17 protein-coding genes and 1 tRNA gene are annotated in these 15,313 nt (G+C 68.0%); 12 read left to right on the forward strand and 6 right to left on the reverse strand.

The features are described from left to right. Window positions 1-815: 815 nt before the first annotated feature. The 3 genes from ACU5AX_RS13365 (at window position 816) to ACU5AX_RS13375 (ending at window position 2,269) form a co-directional block, all read left to right on the forward strand. Window positions 816-1,013 carry a hypothetical protein gene (locus ACU5AX_RS13365; RefSeq protein ID WP_446691341.1) on the forward strand — a complete coding sequence of 66 codons (198 nt, stop codon included), beginning with the start codon at window positions 816-818 and terminating at the stop codon, window positions 1,011-1,013. A gap of 134 nt (window positions 1,014-1,147) precedes the next feature. Then, complete coding sequence (locus ACU5AX_RS13370; RefSeq protein ID WP_446691342.1) at window positions 1,148-1,798, forward strand: peptidylprolyl isomerase; 651 nt, start codon at window positions 1,148-1,150, stop codon at window positions 1,796-1,798. Window positions 1,799-1,885: 87 nt separating this feature from the next. Beyond that, window positions 1,886-2,269, forward strand: coding sequence for a glycine zipper 2TM domain-containing protein (locus ACU5AX_RS13375; protein WP_198354873.1), 384 nt, complete (start codon window positions 1,886-1,888; stop codon window positions 2,267-2,269). Between the two features lie 37 nt (window positions 2,270-2,306). On the opposite strand, the gene ACU5AX_RS13380 is transcribed toward ACU5AX_RS13375, so the two are convergent. Then, complete coding sequence (locus tag ACU5AX_RS13380) at window positions 2,307-3,137, reverse strand: HpcH/HpaI aldolase/citrate lyase family protein (protein WP_446691343.1); 831 nt, start codon at window positions 3,135-3,137, stop codon at window positions 2,307-2,309. 143 nt (window positions 3,138-3,280) lie between these two features. Between ACU5AX_RS13380 and ACU5AX_RS13385 the strand changes: the two genes are divergently transcribed. Then, on the forward strand, window positions 3,281-4,459 hold the full coding sequence (locus ACU5AX_RS13385) for a BaiN/RdsA family NAD(P)/FAD-dependent oxidoreductase (RefSeq protein ID WP_446691344.1): 1,179 nt from the start codon (window positions 3,281-3,283) through the stop codon (window positions 4,457-4,459). Between the two features lie 17 nt (window positions 4,460-4,476). Here the strand turns inward: ACU5AX_RS13385 and ACU5AX_RS13390 are convergent, their stop codons facing one another. Beyond that, on the reverse strand, window positions 4,477-4,695 hold the full coding sequence (locus ACU5AX_RS13390) for a hypothetical protein (protein WP_446691345.1): 219 nt from the start codon (window positions 4,693-4,695) through the stop codon (window positions 4,477-4,479). Between the two features lie 61 nt (window positions 4,696-4,756). Here ACU5AX_RS13390 and ACU5AX_RS13395 point away from each other — a divergent pair, with 61 nt between their 5' ends. The 5 genes from ACU5AX_RS13395 to ACU5AX_RS13415 all read left to right on the forward strand — a co-directional run bounded on the left by ACU5AX_RS13395 (window position 4,757) and on the right by ACU5AX_RS13415 (window position 8,735). Continuing rightward, entirely contained in the window at window positions 4,757-6,493 is a 1,737-nt protein-coding gene (locus tag ACU5AX_RS13395) for a DEAD/DEAH box helicase (RefSeq protein WP_446691346.1), read from the forward strand. A 73-nt stretch (window positions 6,494-6,566) separates the two neighbouring features. Next, window positions 6,567-6,797 (forward strand): KTSC domain-containing protein, encoded by a 231-nt coding sequence (locus tag ACU5AX_RS13400; protein ID WP_446691347.1) that lies wholly within the window; start codon window positions 6,567-6,569, stop codon window positions 6,795-6,797. 45 nt (window positions 6,798-6,842) lie between these two features. Continuing rightward, window positions 6,843-7,469, forward strand: a complete 627-nt coding sequence (locus tag ACU5AX_RS13405) for a hypothetical protein (RefSeq protein WP_446691348.1) — start codon at window positions 6,843-6,845, stop codon at window positions 7,467-7,469. Beyond that, window positions 7,466-7,702, forward strand: coding sequence for a hypothetical protein (locus tag ACU5AX_RS13410; RefSeq protein WP_446691349.1), 237 nt, complete (start codon window positions 7,466-7,468; stop codon window positions 7,700-7,702). The genes ACU5AX_RS13405 and ACU5AX_RS13410 overlap by 4 nt, the downstream gene beginning before the upstream one ends. Before the next feature lie 577 nt (window positions 7,703-8,279). Next, window positions 8,280-8,735 carry a hypothetical protein gene (locus ACU5AX_RS13415; RefSeq protein WP_446691350.1) on the forward strand — a complete coding sequence of 152 codons (456 nt, stop codon included), beginning with the start codon at window positions 8,280-8,282 and terminating at the stop codon, window positions 8,733-8,735. Between the two features lie 483 nt (window positions 8,736-9,218). Here ACU5AX_RS13415 and lepA read toward each other — a convergent pair whose 3' ends face one another. Then, window positions 9,219-11,030, reverse strand: a complete 1,812-nt coding sequence (lepA, locus tag ACU5AX_RS13420) for a translation elongation factor 4 (RefSeq protein WP_446691351.1) — start codon at window positions 11,028-11,030, stop codon at window positions 9,219-9,221. Window positions 11,031-11,166: 136 nt separating this feature from the next. Between lepA and ACU5AX_RS13425 the strand changes: the two genes are divergently transcribed. Further along, window positions 11,167-12,168: a CsgG/HfaB family protein gene (locus tag ACU5AX_RS13425; RefSeq protein ID WP_446691352.1), complete on the forward strand. Its 1,002-nt coding sequence runs from the start codon at window positions 11,167-11,169 to the stop codon at window positions 12,166-12,168. Here ACU5AX_RS13425 and ACU5AX_RS13430 read toward each other — a convergent pair. Both ACU5AX_RS13430 and pnuC read right to left on the reverse strand, forming a co-directional pair. Further along, the gene (locus ACU5AX_RS13430; protein WP_446691353.1) at window positions 12,155-12,709 is read right to left on the reverse strand and encodes an AAA family ATPase; all 555 of its coding nucleotides are present in this window, start codon (window positions 12,707-12,709) and stop codon (window positions 12,155-12,157) included. The two genes, ACU5AX_RS13425 and ACU5AX_RS13430, sit on opposite strands and share 14 nt — an antisense overlap. Then, the gene (pnuC, locus tag ACU5AX_RS13435; RefSeq protein ID WP_446691354.1) at window positions 12,706-13,317 is read right to left on the reverse strand and encodes a nicotinamide riboside transporter PnuC; all 612 of its coding nucleotides are present in this window, start codon (window positions 13,315-13,317) and stop codon (window positions 12,706-12,708) included. Before pnuC ends, ACU5AX_RS13430 begins: the two co-directional genes overlap by 4 nt. A gap of 98 nt (window positions 13,318-13,415) precedes the next feature. Here pnuC and ACU5AX_RS13440 point away from each other — a divergent pair. Beyond that, window positions 13,416-13,492, forward strand: a tRNA-Pro gene (locus ACU5AX_RS13440). 4 nt (window positions 13,493-13,496) lie between these two features. Here the strand turns inward: ACU5AX_RS13440 and ACU5AX_RS13445 are convergent. Then, window positions 13,497-14,111, reverse strand: a complete 615-nt coding sequence (locus ACU5AX_RS13445) for a cysteine hydrolase family protein (RefSeq protein WP_446691355.1) — start codon at window positions 14,109-14,111, stop codon at window positions 13,497-13,499. A 68-nt stretch (window positions 14,112-14,179) separates the two neighbouring features. Here ACU5AX_RS13445 and dinB point away from each other — a divergent pair, with 68 nt between their 5' ends. Next, on the forward strand, window positions 14,180-15,286 hold the full coding sequence (dinB, locus tag ACU5AX_RS13450) for a DNA polymerase IV (protein WP_446691356.1): 1,107 nt from the start codon (window positions 14,180-14,182) through the stop codon (window positions 15,284-15,286). Window positions 15,287-15,313 lie beyond the last annotated feature (27 nt).

Consider the following 15,313-nt stretch of genomic DNA (forward strand, 5'->3'; position numbering starts at 1 on the left):
CGACGGGGACCCATTAGGATAGGCTTGGCTTTTTCCGAGAACCTGGCACCTTGAGGTTGCCAAGACCCGGGGCCGCCGCCCACATGTCCCTTCATCTTACCTACAATGTCAAAGAGCCGACAAAAACACCGGCACAGCTCCCTTACCCCTTTTTCTCGGGGCGGTCAGCGCGCCAGATTTTTTGTGACTGCCTCGGCGACCGTGTCGGCCACCGCTGCGGTGACACCCATCTAGGAGGGTCGCTCCGAACGGTCAACAGGAAAATTGCACTTTTTTGGCAGCCGGCCAAAAAAGTTGCCTGGCGGGCCGCGCATGGGCCCTGGCGGGGCCGTTCGTCGACGACCTCATCCCACAACGCCGCCTTCCCCATTCGGTTGCACCTTTCGGACTGCTGAGACGGCACCGTCAGCTCATGGAGAAGACCCCCTGCCCCCGCATGAGTGGTTTGGGGATGCGCTTCGCTCCACCTAGGCTCACGGACCCCGTTCACGACCTCGGTACGCGATCCATGTCGCGCCGCCGGTAAGAGTGAGCGTATCGGCAACTCGCGGCGGCGCCGTAAGACCGGGGCGTGATGCCGACGAGAAGGCGTCGGCACAGCGGTCGCGAATGGCCAGTCGGTATCGGGTCGATCGTGCCGCGCGATTATGCGGGTCAATCGTACCTCGCCTCGCTGCCGGTGCCATCACCGAGCCATGCCGAGCCCGGTATCGGTAAATGGATCGGCAGCGGCGTGCATATCCTACGCGTCGGTCGTTATCTCGAGTGTGACCGATGACGAACGCCCATCAGGTGGGCGTCCGCGAGTCGCAACGATGGAGAAGAAGGCGGGGGAGAGCAGCGTCCGTCGGCGCATCATCCCCCGCGCCCCAACCGTACCGCGTGCCGGTCTGACCGGCGACATCCGCTCCGTTTATCCTTTTCAGACGGTGCGGCCTGGGCTGGAAGGGCGTAAGCGCAAAAAAAAGGCCGGTCAACGACCGGCCATGAAGTTTTTAGGAGAGGATGCCTGAAAGGCCCGATCCTTGTGCACCGCAGCACGTATACGATCAAGTGCGAAAAATGCAATCGTGCTTTTGTTCCACGCAATCGATAGGAATTGGCGTCGCGCTTGCACTGTCCCGGCTTCCCCGCCTAGCCGGCATCCATGACCCGACCCGCCCTTCTCGCCTCCGCGATCCTCGCCACCGCAACCATAACGGCGCCGTCGCCGGCCCGCGCTCCCGCTGCGCGTGAGCCGGCCCAGGTGCGTGTTCGCATCGTCACGTCGCTTGGCGCGATCACCTTGCTGCTGGAGGCGAAGCGCGCGCCAGCGACCGTCGCCAACTTCCTCGCCTATGTCGATGACGGCCGGTTCAACGGTGCCAGTTTCTACCGCAGTGCGCGCAGCCGGCTCGCCCCGAATTACGGGTTCGTCCAGGGCGGCATTCGCACCGATGCGCGCCGCATCCTGCCGCCCTTCCCGCTCGAAACCACGCGCCAGACCGGGTTGCGGCACGTCGACGGCACGATCTCGATGGCGCGACGGGGCGATCCCAGCTCCGCCGGCGGCAATTTCTTCATCACCGTCGGCGCCATGCCGAGCATGGATGCGACCGCCACCTCGCCCGGTTATGCTGCCTTTGGCCATGTCGTCGCTGGCATGCCGGTGGTCCGTCGCATCCTGGCGCTGCCGACCGGCGGCGGCATGGGTGGGCAGCTGTTGCTGAAGCCGGTGACGGTGACGCGCGTCGAGCGGCTGAGCGGCACGCCGCACCCCAGCGGCCGGGTCAAACCCTGGCTCGTCAAGACGCGCTGAACGACCCGCGCCACTTTGCGTCCCATTCGCCTCCGCAACCAACTCGGCCGCAACCGGTTGTGCCAACGCCTTATTAGGAGACGCACGATGAAGAATGGTCTGCTTGCCGCGCTGGCGGTGGTGACGCTGACGGCCCCGGTGACGATCGACAGCGCGCAGGCGCAGCGCCACGACGATCGCGATTACAGCTGGAACGGCGATCGCGACGGCGACTGGAACCCCGCCGATCACTATCGCAACGGCAATTACCGCGAGCGTCGCCTCGGCCGCAACGACCGTATTTATCGTGGCCAGGACGGGCGCACCTATTGCCGCCGCAATGACGGCACGACGGGCCTGGTGGTCGGCGCGGTCGGCGGCGGCGTTCTCGGCAATCTCGTCGGTGGCGGTACCCTCGGCACGCTGCTCGGCGCTGGTGGCGGCGCGCTGCTCGGCCGTTCGGTCGATCGCGGCAACGTCCGCTGCCGCTAAGCGGCTCATGGGGCGGTCGTATGACCGGCCGCCCCTGCTAACCTGCCCGCGCCAGCAGCGCCTGCGCCTGTTTGAGATGCGGCGCATCGACCATGCGCCCGTCGACCTGCAGCGCCCCCGCCCCCGGATTGGTGGCGAAGGCCTCGACGATCGCGCGGGCTGCGGCAAGCTGCTCGGCGGAGGGCGTGAAGGCGGCATTGATCGTCGCAACCTGCGCCGGGTGGATCGCCATCATGCCGGTGAAACCGTCGCGCGCGCCGCGCGCCGCATAGGCGGCCAGTCCCGCCTCGTCGCGGATCGCCGGATACACCGTCTCGATCGCCGCGACGCCGGCGGCATGGGCGCCGAACAGCGCCAGCGATCGCACCATCTCATAAGGCGCAGTATAACGTCCGTCCGCCTCGCGCGCGCTGGCCGCGCCGATCGCCGCGGGCAGATCCTCCGCGCCCCAGGTCAGCCCGGCGAGCTTATCCGCCACCGCACGATAGCCGCCGAGGGCGAACACCGCCGTCGGAGTTTCGGTCGCCACCGGCAGGATCGGCAGTGGCCGCGGTGGCAGGGCCGCGGCAAGCCGCGCGACATCGGCCGCACCTTCCGCCTTGGGCAGCATCACGCCGTCCGCCGCCCGCGCCACCGCCAGATCGGCATCGAGTAACCCTTCCGTCGGCGGGTTGATCCGCACGAAGCGAAGGACGCCGTCCGCGGGCGACGCCAGATAGCGCGCCACCGCCTCGCGCGCCGCCGGCTTGGCCGCAGCGATGACCGAATCCTCGAGGTCGAGGATGATCGCATCGGCACTGCTCGCCGCCGCCTTGGCGAATCGCTCGGGCCGATCGCCCGGCACGAACAGCAACGATCTCAGCCGCATCACATCATCCTCCCAGATCCCTCCGCCTTCGCGATTTCCGATGCGATCGGCAAGGGCAGCGGCTTGCCCGACCCGAAACCCCGCCGCTGCCTCGGACCATCGCCCCTGTCGCGGCGACCGGGTATCGGCTAGGCGCCCGCGCCATGGCCCACGACCTCTATGACGCGATCATCCTCGGCGCCGGCGCCGCCGGGCTGATGTGCGCCGCCACCGCCGGCCAGCGCGGCCGACGGGTGCTACTGGTCGACCATGCCGATGCGCCGGGCAAGAAGATCCTGATCTCCGGCGGCGGCCGCTGCAACTTCACCAACATCGGCACCGCGCCGGACCGCTTCCTGTCGGCCAATCCTCATTTCGCCAAATCGGCGCTCGGCCGCTACACGCCCGCCGACTTCCTGTCCCTGGTCGAACGCCACGGCATCGCCTGGCACGAAAAGACGCTGGGCCAGTTGTTCTGCGACGGCTCGGCGCGGCAGATCGTCGCGATGCTGGCCGGCGAGTGCGAGATCGGCGGCGTCGAGCTGGCGCTGTCCAGCCCGATCGCCGCGGTCGATCACGACGGCAACGCGTTTCGCGTCTCGCTGCCCGCGCGCACCGTCGGCGCGCCGCGGCTCGTCATCGCCACCGGCGGGCCGTCGATCCCGAAGCTCGGTGCGACCGGCTTTGCCTATGACCTCGCCCGTCGGTTCGGGCTGAAGGTCATCGAGCCCCGCCCCGCGCTCGTGCCGCTGACGCTCGGAGCGGACGAGGCGCTGTTCCGCAGCCTGTCGGGCGTCGCGGCAGAGGTCGTCGTCGAGGCCGGCCGCGCCGCGTTCCGCGAGGCGGCGCTGTTCACCCACCGCGGCCTGTCCGGCCCGGCCATCCTGCAGGCATCGAGCTATTGGCGGTCGCGCGAGCCGATCCGCGTCGATTTCCTGCCTGACGCCGACCGCGGCTGGCTGCGTGCCGCCAAGCGCGCGCAGCCGCGCACCACCGTGCGCCGGCAGCTCGCCATCGCCCTGCCGGACCGGCTCGCCGAGACGCTCGCCGAACGCCTGGCGCTGCCGGCGGAGCTCGCCAACACGCCCGACCGCAGGCTGGAAGAGGCGGAGCGCCGCCTCGCCGCCTGGGCCTTCCATCCCGACGGGACCGAAGGCTTCGCGAAGGCGGAGGTGACGGTCGGCGGGATCAGCACCGCCGATCTGTCGTCGCAAACGCTGGAGGCGCGGCGCGTGCCCGGCCTGCATGCGATCGGCGAGGCGGTCGACGTCACCGGCTGGCTCGGCGGCTACAATTTTCAATGGGCCTGGGCGAGCGGCTGGGCGGCGGCTCAAGAACTGTAGCGCAAGGCCGCGACAGGCTAAGGCCGCGTCGGCGACCGCGACGGCCGCGTGCCTTCGCCCGCCGCCAGCGCATAAGCGGCGGCAAGTTGTGCGAAGGCTCGCGCCAGCGGTTCGGAACCAGCCTGGTCGCGCGCGGCCTCCGCCTCGCGGATCAGCCGTTCAAAAGGAGGCGGGGATGGCGTCATGTCGCCGCCCTGCCACCGCCACATTGCCGGGATATTGCCGCGCGCAAACACCCTTCCCTTTCCTTCCCGCGCACTTGCCGCTAAGGCGCGCGCCCCCATTTAGGTTACCCTCATGCCCTTTTCCTCCCTCCCCCCGGTGCTCGCCGAGGCGCTCGTCGCGCGCGGTTACGAAGCCCCCACCGCGGTCCAGGCCGCCGTCATCCAGCCGGAAGCCGCGGGCCGCGACCTGATCGTCTCGGCGCAGACCGGCTCGGGCAAGACCGTCGCCTTCGGCCTCGCCTTTGCCGGCGAATTGCTCGGCGACGGCGACCTGCCCCCGGCCGGCGCGCCGCTCGCGCTCGCCATCGCGCCGACGCGCGAGCTCGCGCTGCAGGTCAGTCGGGAATTGCAGTGGCTGTACGCCGGCGCGCATGCGCGCATCGCGACCTGCGTCGGCGGCATGGATCCGTCCAAGGAACGCCGCAACCTCAACCACGGCGCGCATATCGTCGTCGGCACCCCCGGCCGTCTCCGCGATCACCTGGAGCGCGGCGCGCTCGACCTGTCGTCGCTGCGCGCGGTCGTTTTGGACGAGGCGGACGAGATGCTCGACATGGGCTTCCGCGAGGATCTCGAGCAGATCCTCGACGGCACGCCCGACACTCGCCGCACGTTGCTCTTCTCCGCGACGATGCCCAAGCCGATCGTCGCGCTCGCCCGCCGCTATCAGCATGACGCGCTGCGCATCGAGACCGCGTCGGAAGAGCGCGGCCATGGCGACATCGCCTATCAGGCGGTCACCGTCGCGCCCGCCGACATCGAGCATGCGGTGATCAACCTGCTCCGCTATCACGAGGCGGAGACGGCGATCCTGTTCTGTGCGACGCGCGACAACGTCCGCCACCTCCACGCCAGCCTGCTCGAGCGCGGCTTTGCCGCCGTGGCGCTGTCGGGCGAGCATTCGCAGTCGGAGCGCAACGCCGCGCTGCAGGCGTTGCGCGATCGCCGCGCCCGCGTCTGCGTCGCCACCGACGTCGCCGCGCGCGGCATCGACCTGCCCAGCCTGACGCTCGTCGTCCATGTCGAACTGCCGCGCGACGCCGAGACGTTGCAGCACCGGTCGGGCCGCACCGGCCGCGCCGGCAAGAAGGGCACGGCCGTGCTCATCGTCCCCTATCCGCGCCGTCGACGTGTCGACATGATGTTGCGGCAGGCGCGGATCCCGGTCGAATGGATCCCGGCGCCCAGCGCCGCCGACATCCGGTCCGCCGATCGCGAGCGGCTGCTCACCGCCCTGCTCGCCCCGGTCGAGGTCGACGACGAGGATCGCGAGCTGGCCCAGCGCCTGATCGCCGAGAAGTCGCCGGAGGATATCGCCGCCGCGCTGGTCCACGCCCACCGCGCCAGCCTGCCGCAGGCCGAGGAGCTGCTCGACGCCGACACCGCGCCGCAGACCGCGCGCGACCGTGGCCCCCGCCCCGGCTTCGAGGACACAGTCTGGTTCCGCATGGACATCGGCCGCCGCCAGAATGCCGATCCGCGCTGGCTGCTGCCGCTGATCTGCCGCCGCGGCCATGTCACCAAGGCGGAAATCGGCGCGATCCGCATCAATCCGAACGACACGCTGTTCGAGCTGCCGCGCGGCGTCGCCGATCGCTTCCTCGCCAGCGTCCGCCGCACCGCCAATCCGGAAAGCGACGAGGGCAGCCTGACGATCGCGCCCTTCAGCGGCAATCCGCGCGAGGCGACGCAGCGCCGCGGCGACAATGCCGCCCGCCCGCCGCGCAGCGGCGGCAACAGTCCGGCACGCGGCCATGGGGGCGCGGCACGACATACGGCCAAGCCCTTCCGCCCAAAGCGCAACGGCTGATCGGTTCGCCGCACCCCCGATTCGATCGAGCGACTCGCCGGGAACCGGTGAGTCGCTCGTCGATTCCGCGGGCATGGAACGTGCCCGTCGCCTCGATTCGGCGCTGATCGAGCGGATTCGCCACGATGACGAGGCGGACACGCTGGCGATTCGCTTCCGCAACCGCCGCGAATATCTCTACGAGCAGGTTCCGCGCGCCATCTACGACGCACTGGCGAAAGCGCCCTCCGCCGGCAACTTCTTCAACGAACGGATCAAAGGGCATTTTCCCTGCCACCGGCTGGGCAAGCGCTACGCGCCATGATTAGCGCTGTCCTACAACGAACCTATTTGGTACTTCATGTTCATCATGAAGAACCTCACCCCCACCCCGCCCGCCGAGCGCCATGCTCTTCCCTTCACCCCCGTGCCGCGCGCGATACCGCGCCATGACGGCTGGACCGCCGAGCGCCAGCGCGCCTTCATCGAGGCGCTGGCTGACACGGGATCGGTCCGCACCGCCGCCAACATGGTCAACATGTCGCCGGAAAGCGCCTATGCGCTGCGCCGCCATCCGCAGGCCGCGCCGTTCCGCGCCGCCTGGGAGGCCGCGCTCGGCCTGGGCGTCCAGCGATTGAAGGACGAGGCGTTCGATCGTGCGATCAACGGTCAGCTCGAACCCGTCTTCGCGGGCGGCCGGCTGATGGGCTATCGCCGCCGCAAGAACGACCGGCTGCTGATGTTCGTTCTGCGCCATTACGGCGCCAGTGCCGCCGAACCACGCCACCTGATCCGCCACATCAGCGCCAAGGCCAGCGCGTCGGCCGCCGATGGCAGCGCCGCCGCCGCCGCCGAAGCCAGCGTTACCACCACGCCCAGCGCGGCCGAACTGGCCGACGCGCAAAGCGAGGCGCTCGCCGCCTTTCCGGCATCCCGCTCGATGCCGCTGCGCAACAGGCCATCCTCGCCGCCCTCGCCGACAATGCCCGGAGGGTGAGCGAGACGCTGCCGGAGGAGGATACGGACGTGCCCTATGTATCCACCGGCGACGTCGGCGAGACCCTGATCGGCGAGATGGAAGGCGGCGTCGAGGACGGTCCCCCGCCGTTCGTTCCCGGCGAACCGGAATGGCAGTTGCTTGGCGACGATGCGGCATTGCAGCGGGTCGATGCCGCCGCGGCCTCTGTCTCGCCCTCTCGCCCCCGCAAACGAGCACCACGCCGGAGCTGAGGATCGGACAGCATGCGCGGGCAAGGGTCGTGAGGCGTCCGCGTTGCCGGGACAGCTCCACCGTCCCGTGAATAATCCCATCACCACGGACCCAGGCGTGCCGTCGACCGTCACGACCCTCGGCTGGGAAACGCCGGCTCGCTTAAAGAGGAACGCCCTGACGCCAGCTATATAGCATTCGAAGAGTTCATTCGGCGCGGGGGATTCCTGATGCTGGCATGGGTTGCGGCGATGGTCGCTTCAGCCGGTCCTTCCGCAAGGGAAGCGGCGGAACTGCGCATCACCGAAGCCGAATCGCTCCGGGCGATCAGCGTCGCACGGCCGATTGCGAACCGGGTTTTCGCGATCAATTGTACGACCGCGACGGGCTTTACTTTCGGTGCGCGGGCTGAGGGGAAGCGGTTGATCGCGCGGATTACGCGAAAGGAGGATGGCCATGGCGTCCGCGTGACGATGCAGCGATCCAATTACCGCGTACTTGCCGAAGCCCGGTTCTAAACGCCTCGGTTCACCCCGGATCGGAACCACTCCCGCTTCCACTCATTCTCCCGCGCATCACAGCGAGGAGTATTCGCCCATGTTTCGAACGCTCATCCTCGGCGCGCTGCTGGTGACCGCCCCCGTCGCCGCCCAGACGCAGACCTCCAACCCAGCCGATCAGCCGAGCACGCCGCTGCCCTACGACCCCGGTCACGACAGCAATTCGGCGCGCAGCAATGCCATCGCCGCGCAGACCGCCCCGGGGGTTGCCGCCGCCAACCAGCAATCCGCCGCCCAGGCCCAGGTGCAGGCGGACGCCGCCACCGCGGTGAACCTGGCGAACAGCGCAGAATATCAGGCCGATCTGCGCCGCTATCGCGCGTCGATGCGGATGAACCGCCGGATCGCAGCGGCTGATGCCGCATTGCAGGCCGATCGCGAGCGGGCCTATGCGATGGCGATGGCCGACTGGCGCGCACAGGTCGCCGCCTGCAAGCGCGGCCACACCCGCGCCTGCAACATGCCGAGCCCGGACCCGCAGAACTATATGTGAGCGGTAGCGGGAGCCCCATGTCTCCCGCTCCCGAAGAGCAGGCAGCGCTTCAACGCTGATGGATGGGGCTGGTCCCGCAGCGCCATGCTTGCGGATGGCCCCCTCCACCGCCTGCGGCGGTCCCCCTCCCCGCACGCGGGGAGGATTGCCGTGTCACTCAAACTCCTCCCCGCTTGCGGGGAGGTGGCAGCGCCAATGCGCTGACGGAAGGGGCTCTCTGCGCAACGCAGCGCCTACGCCCTCGTCAATGCCTGCCCAAAGCACGGGGATCGCCCGCCGAAATCCACCGCTACCGGAGCGATTATTCTAGGGAAGATCGAGATTCTGCATCGCAAGCTTTGAAAACGCCGCTTGGTCATTCCCGCGAAGGCGGGGATCCAGACGCGCGGAGGCTGCTTGTAGAACCCTGACGTCAGTGGTTCTGGATCCCCGCCTCCGCGGGGATGACGAACTGCGGCCTGCTATGGCGAAGGTCGATCGATCCTACCCTTCGTCGCCCATGCGCAGCGCGGCGATGAAGGCTTCCTGCGGGATGCTGACGCTGCCATATTCGCGCATCTTCAGCTTACCCTTCTTCTGCTTTTCCAGCAGCTTGCGCTTACGTGTTGCGTCGCCGCCGTAGCATTTGGCGGTGACGTCCTTGCGCATCGCGCTGATCGTCTCGCGCGCGATCACCTTGCCGCCGATCGCCGCCTGGATCGGGATCTTGAACAGGTGCCTGGGGATCAATTCCTTCAGGCGCTCGCACATGCCGCGGCCACGGACCTCGGCGGTGCCGCGGTGGACGATCATGCTCAGCGCATCGACCGGCTCCTCGTTGACCAGGATGCTCATCTTGACGAGGTCGCCCTCGCGATAGCCGATCTGGTGATAGTCGAAGCTGGCATAGCCCTTCGACAGCGACTTCAGCCGGTCGTAGAAGTCGAACACCACCTCGTTGAGCGGCAATTCGTAGGTCGCCTGCGCCCGGCCGCCGACATAGGTCAGGTTCTTCTGGATGCCGCGGCGGTCCTGGCACAGCTTGAGGATCGAGCCGAGATATTCGTCGGGGACGTAGATCGTCGCCTCGATCCACGGCTCGCTGATGCTCTCGATCTTGTTGGGATCGGGCATGTCGGCCGGATTGTGCAGCTCGATATGGCCGCCGCCGTGGGTCAGCTCGATCTGATAGACCACCGACGGCGCGGTGGTGATCAGGTCGAGGTCGTATTCGCGGGTCAGCCGCTCCTGGATGATCTCGAGATGCAATAGCCCCAAAAAGCCGCAGCGGAAGCCGAAGCCCAATGCGGCGGAGGTTTCCATCTCGAACGAGAAGCTGGCGTCGTTCAGGCGCAGCTTCGAAATGCTCTCACGAAGCTTCTCGAAGTCATTGGCATCGACGGGAAAAAGCCCGCAGAACACGACCGGTTGCACTTCCTTGAACCCGGCCAGCGCCTCGGCCGCGGGCTTCTTGGCATCGGTCAGCGTGTCGCCGACGCGCGCCTGCGCGACGTCCTTGATCTGCGCGGTGATGAAGCCGATCTCGCCCGGCCCCAGGTCGGTCAGCTGCTCGATCTTCGGCCGGAAACAGCCGACGCGATCGACCAGATGCTGCGTCCCGGCCTGCATGAAGGTGACCTGCTGCCCCTTCTTCAGCACGCCGTCCATCACGCGCACCAGGATGACGACGCCGAGATAGGGGTCGTACCAGCTGTCGACCAGCATCGCCTTCAGCGGCGCGTCCGGATCGCCCTTGGGCGCCGGGATCTTGGTGACGATCGCCTCCAGGATCTCGTCGATGCCGATCCCCGACTTGGCGCTGGCCAGCACCGCCTCGGACGCGTCGAGGCCGATCACGTCCTCGATTTCCTTGCGGACCATCTCGGGCTCGGCGGCGGGCAGGTCGATCTTGTTGATGACGGGCACGATCTCATGGTCGTGCTCGATCGACTGATAGACGTTGGCGAGCGTCTGCGCCTCGACGCCCTGCGCCGCGTCGACGACCAGCAGCGCGCCCTCGCAGGCGGCGAGGCTGCGGCTGACCTCATAGGCGAAGTCGACGTGGCCCGGCGTGTCCATCAGGTTGAGCGTATAGGTCTCGCCGTCCTTGGCGGTGTACGACAGGCGCACGGTCTGCGCCTTGATCGTGATGCCGCGCTCCTTCTCGATGTCCATATTGTCGAGGACCTGGCTCGACATCTCGCGATCGGACAGCCCTCCTGTCCTTTGTATCAGCCGGTCGGCCAGCGTCGACTTGCCGTGGTCGATATGCGCGATGATCGAGAAGTTTCGGATGGACTTGAGCGGGGTTGCCATGATCGGCGCGACCTAGCGCACTCGCCCGCCGAGCGCCAGCCGTCCCCGCCGTCACGAAAGTGTCTCCTTCCAATCTATATGTCGATAATCGACCAATGGCGCGGGGGGCGCGCCGATCGGGAGGAAGGAGACGACGATGACCCAATTGCAGTCCGCGCGCGCCGCACTGGCGCTGCTCGCCGGCACGGCCCTCACCCTGGCCGCGCCGGTCGAGGCGCAAAAGCTCGCCAAGCCGTCGAGCGGCCAGCGCCTGCAGGAGCAGACCGCCCGCGACGTGCCGCATTGCGCCCGCAAGCTCGGCACCCTGTCGATCGTCGACGGCGACGATCCGACCTGGACCAAGTGGAGCTTGGCGCCGCCCTCCAAGCTGCTCAAGGTCCTCGTCCAGCGGTCGGGCTGCTTCAACCTCGTCGATCGCGGCAGCGGCCTCAGCGCCGCCCAGCGCGAGCGGTCGATCGGCACCGACCTCGGCCTGCAGCGCGGCTCGAACACCGGTCAGGGTCAGATCAAGGCGGCCGATTACGTGCTGGTCGCCGAGGTGCAGGACGCCAATGCCAATGTCAGCGGCAATGCCGTCGCCGGTGGCGTCGGCGCGGTGCTCGGCGGGACGATCGGCGGCCTGCTCGGCGGCATCAAGAGCAAGAAGCTCGAGGCGAACACCGTCCTCTCGCTGACCAACGTCCGCACCACCGAGACGCTGGCGACCGAAGAGGGCTATGCCGCCAAGAAGGACCTGTCGTTCGGCGCATCCGGCTTCGCCGGCCTGGCGGGCGGCATCGGCGGCGGCTACGACAATACCGACATCGGCCGGGTCATCACCCTCTCATTCATTCAGGCCTATGGCAAGCTCGTCACTAGCCTCGGCCTGGTCAAGCCGGGCGATGCCGGCACTGCCCAGGCCGCACCGGCGAAGACCTTCACCGTGCAGGCGGCGCTGACGCTCCATGCCAGCGCCTCCGCCAGCGCCAAGACGCTGCGCACTCTGCCGCAGGGGACGATCGTCTATCCGACCGGTAACAAGGACGGGCTGTGGTGGGAGGTCGCCGACGAGAACGACAACGTCGGCTGGGTGCTCAACACCAAGCTCGCGCCGACGCCGCAGCCCGATCAGGGCGTGCCCGTGCTCATCGTTCACTGACGGGCGCATCGCGCCCGTCCTCACCCTCGGACAGCCGGCGGATCGCCTCCAGCGCGTTGAGGTACCGCCGGCTCCCCTCACCGCTGACCATCGCCCAGCGCACGCGCCGCCGGTCGAGTTCGCGGCGCGACAGGTCGAAGAACCGCTGGCGCTCGGCGGCGCTGCCGAACATGCGGGTGCCGTCATCGACCCAGGGCAGGTCGATGTCGAACAGCAGGTAGATGTCGGCGGTGTTGTTCCAGGTCGAGAACCAGGGATCGCGCCGGCCGAACATCATGTCCGCCCAGACCGCGGTCATCAGCGGGTCGGTATCGACGATGACCGGAAAGTTGCGCCCGGCCAGTGCCGCGCGGACCTTGGCATCATGGCCCTTCCCGATCTCGACCAGGTCGGCCATGGTCAGGTCGGTGCCGAACCGCTCGCAATAGGTCCGGCCGAACTCATCGACGAGCGACGTATCAAAATGCCGGGCCAGCCGGGCGCCGAGTGTCGATTTACCGGTGCTCTCCGGCCCGTGCAGGCAGATCGACCGCGGCTTCATGCCGGCACCATATGCTGCCGACCGCGCGCCCGGCTCCATTCGATCAGGCCGGCGGCGGCGATCGCCAGCAGCAGCGCGTACAGGGCGGCGGTGACCCATAGCCCCTTGGCCAGGTAGAGCGGCACCGAGCCGCAATCGACTGCGATCCACAGCCACCAGCTTTCGATCGCGCGCCGCGCCTGCAGCCATTGTGCGATCACCGAGGTGATCGCCAGCCCCGCGTCCCACCATGGATAGGAGGCGTCGGTAAAGCGGTGCATCAGCGTCCCCCACAACAGGGTGGCGACCAGGCCCGCCGCGACCCAGCCGGTCCGCGCACCGTCCGACAGGCGCTCAACCATCACCTCGCCCGCAGCGGCGCGGCTGCGCGCCCAATTGCGCCAGCCGTAGAGGTTGGCGGCGAAGAAGAACCCTTGCAGTAGCGCGTCGCTGTAGAGACGCGCGCCGGCGAACACCCAGCCGTAGATGGCGACCGCGGCCAGCGCGACCGGATAGTTCCAGACGCTGCGCCGCGCGACCAGCACGACATTGATCACGACCAGTGCAGCGGCACAGAGTTCGACCGGGTTCACACCGTCGATGCCTAGGCGGCGGGTGGGATTTCGCAAGAGCCTATCTTCGGCGCTTGCATCCCCAAAAAAGCCTGCGTATAGGCGCGCCTCCAAGCGATCCGGTCGGCTCCCGAAAGCTGACGACCGGGCTCCGTCGGGGAGTAGCTCAGCCTGGTAGAGCACTGTCTTCGGGAGGCAGGGGCCGGAGGTTCGAATCCTCTCTTCCCGACCATTTTTTACGACATCGCCGATGGATCGTCCGCCGCATCGGCGGCGATCCAGTCGTCGAGCGAGACTTGGTCCGTCGGACGGACATCGGCTTGCATGGCATTGTGCATGATCTCCAGCGCCCAGCGCGTCCGCTCGGCATCCTCGCCCGCGACCGCATCGCCCGGCACCCACAATTCATAGTCGCGCATGTGCGCGTCGGCCGCGGTGAACAGGACACAGATGTCCGCGGCGATGCCGGTCAGCACCAGGCGACTGACCCCCAGCTGCGGCAGCAGAACCGGAAGATTGGTGGCGTAGAAGCCCGAAAATTGCGGCTTGATGATGAAATAGTCGTCGTGCCGCGGACGAAGCGCCTCGGTCAGATGTCGGCCCGGCGCATCGGTCTGCGCCAGCGCCGCCTCGATCAGCCGATCACGCTCTGAATGCCATTGGCCGTTGTTGTCGTTGACGTAGATGACCGGCACCCCCGCCGCGTCCGCCGCGTCGCGAAGGGCCAGAATTGGGCGGACCGCCGCCTCGCCAGTGTCGCGCAACGCATCCCCTCCCTCGAAGGCGAGTGCGTTGACCATGTCGATGATGATCAGGGCCGTGCGCCCCGGCGCTGTGCGATTGTCCGTCATGGCAGGAATTTAGCACGTCAGGACGGCCGCCGCCTTGATCTGCCGCGCGATTGGAACGAAACGGGATCATGGCCGACGATGCCGCCCCGCCGCCGATTCAGCGCAAGATAATCCACGTTGACATGGATGCCTTCTATGCATCGGTGGAGCAGCGCGATGACCCGGACCTGCGTGGCCGGCCGGTGGCGGTCGGCGGATCGCGGGCGCGGGGGGTGGTCGCCGCGGCAAGTTACGAAGCGCGGGTGTTCGGGGTGCGATCGGCAATGCCGTCGGCAACCGCGATGCGACGCTGCCCCGATCTTGTCTTCGTGAAGCCCCGCTTCGAGGTCTATCGCGCGGTATCGTTGCAGATCCGAGCGATCTTCGCCGACTATACTGACCTGATCGAGCCGCTTTCGCTGGACGAGGCCTATCTCGACGTCACCGACGACCGGCTGGGCCGCGGTACGGCGCGTGCGATCGCCGAGGAGATCCGCGCCCGCATCCGCGCCGACACCGGGCTGACGGCCTCGGCCGGGGTCAGCTACAACAAGTTCATCGCCAAGCTCGCATCCGATCAGAACAAGCCGGACGGCTTGTGCGTCATCCCGCCGCACAAGGGCGCGGCGTTCGTCGCGGGATTGCCGGTTAAGCGCTTCCACGGCGTCGGCCCGGTCACCGCGCAGAAGATGGAGCGGCTGGGTATCGTCACCGGTGCCGATCTGCGCGATCGGCCGCTGGCGTTCCTGCAGGCGCATTTCGGCTCCTACGCCGACTATCTGTACCGCGCGGCGCGCGGCGTCGACGATCGGCCGGTGCGATCTAACCGTCCGTCCAAGTCGATCGGAGCGGAGCGCACGTTCGACACCAACCTGACCGACCGCGACGCCTTGCACGCGCAACTGTCGCACATCGCCGACGCCGCATGGGCGCGGGTCGCCAAATCCGGGGCGCAGGGCCGAACCGTCACGCTGAAGCTGCGCCGGGCGGATTTCCACACCATCACGCGCGCCCGGTCGCTCAACCAGCCGGTGCGTGACAGGGCGGCATTCCTGGCGATCGGCGGCGAGTTGCTCGACGCGCAACTGCCGGTCGCGGAGGGAATCCGGCTGCTGGGCCTGACGCTGTCCGGCATCCTGCGCGACGGCGACCGCGACGCGGAAACCGAACCGCGCCAGGCCAGCCTGCCGCTCTGACGCCACTCGACGGATTCACCGCGCTCG

Source organism: Sphingomonas benefaciens, assembly GCF_052907485.1.